This is a genomic window from Polynucleobacter sp. 39-46-10 (assembly GCF_002282275.1).
In genome coordinates, this window is record NZ_NCJB01000498.1 from 1 (window position 1) to 1,295 (window position 1,295).

Genomic DNA, 1,295 nt, shown 5'->3' on the forward strand with positions numbered 1-1,295 from the left:
CACCAAATTTAACGGAAATATTTTCAAACAGGGGTTTTGCCCCAAACTGCATAGTGATATTAGATGCGGACAGCACGGATGTGTTCTTACTTTCTGATAGGTCAATACTAGGGTGCAGATGCAAGTTTTGCATCAAAGACCGTTATTTTAACGGCTTGCGCTCAAAAAAGCCGTAATTTAGACTTTCAGCTTAAATGGCGTGAAATTCGTATGAATATCGAAGTGGTCTTGGTTTTCCTTGCGTTTCAGAAAACCAACCACCCAGTAGGTTAAAGGTGTTGCCAGAACCTCCCAGGCGGTCTTCAGAACGTATTGAGAGATCGCGACAGCCAAGACCTCATTTAGAGGCCAGAGGCCGTAAAAAGCCAGCATATAGAACAAGGAGGAGTCCACCAACTCCCCGCAAGCTGTAGAGCCTATCGTGCGCATCCAAAGATGACGACCCTGCGTCAAGATCTTCATTTTGGCCAAGGTATAACTATTAACAAAACTGCCGCACCAAAATGCGACCATAGAGGCAAGAGCAACCCTCCAAGAATTGCCAAATACCGTCTCCATACCTTGCTGGTAGTTAGCCATATAAGAACCTGGAGCAACTGGCAACGCAATTACCGCTTGAGCCATGATGGCGGCAAAAGCTAGGGCCGTAAAACCAGCCCATACTGCCCGGCGATCATAGGCATAGCCATAGACCTCGGTGAGTATGTCGCCAAAAAAATAAGCAATCGGAAAAAACAGGATCCCCGCCCCAAATGTCACATTACCGAAATACGGCAGATCCAATGTCGCAGCCTTCCCGGCACCAATAAAGTTGGAGCACAGCAGGACTACGACAAAGGCTGTCAGTATGAGGTCGTAGTAGCGGTGGTGGCGTCTGGGTGCGTCCATCAAACAAGAAAAAAATGGATAATGGAAAGAGAATATCTGCAATCAAGGAATTTCACAGAGTGCAGATTAAAAACCAAGATAGGACAACAAAGAACCATGAGCAAAGCTAGTTTTAATTGGGCAGACCCCCTACTCCTCGATACACAATTAAGCGAAGATGAGCGCATGGTGCGTGACGCTGCTGCTGAATATGCTCAGGGCCGTTTAATGCCGCGTATTCATGATGCCTATCGCAATGAAACTACCGATCCAGCCATCTTCCGTGAAATGGGTGAGCTTGGTCTTTTAGGCATCACCATTCCCGAAGAATATGGTGGCGCAAATCTCAATTACGTTTCTTATGGATTGATCGCACGTGAAATTGAGCGCGTGGACTCTGGATATCGTTCCATGATGAGCGTGCAATC

At 46.8% G+C, this 1,295-nt stretch carries 2 protein-coding genes; one reads left to right on the top strand and one right to left on the bottom strand.

The genetic code is table 11. The annotated features are described in order from the left end of the window. Positions 1-177: 177 nt before the first annotated feature. Positions 178-888: a queuosine precursor transporter gene (locus B7X71_RS17135; protein ID WP_215387805.1), complete on the bottom strand. Its 711-nt coding sequence runs from the start codon at positions 886-888 to the stop codon at positions 178-180. A 96-nt stretch (positions 889-984) separates the two neighbouring features. Between B7X71_RS17135 and B7X71_RS17140 the strand changes: the two genes are divergently transcribed. Continuing rightward, a partial coding sequence (locus B7X71_RS17140) for an acyl-CoA dehydrogenase family protein (RefSeq protein WP_293601627.1) occupies positions 985-1,295 on the top strand: 311 nt, incomplete at its 3' end.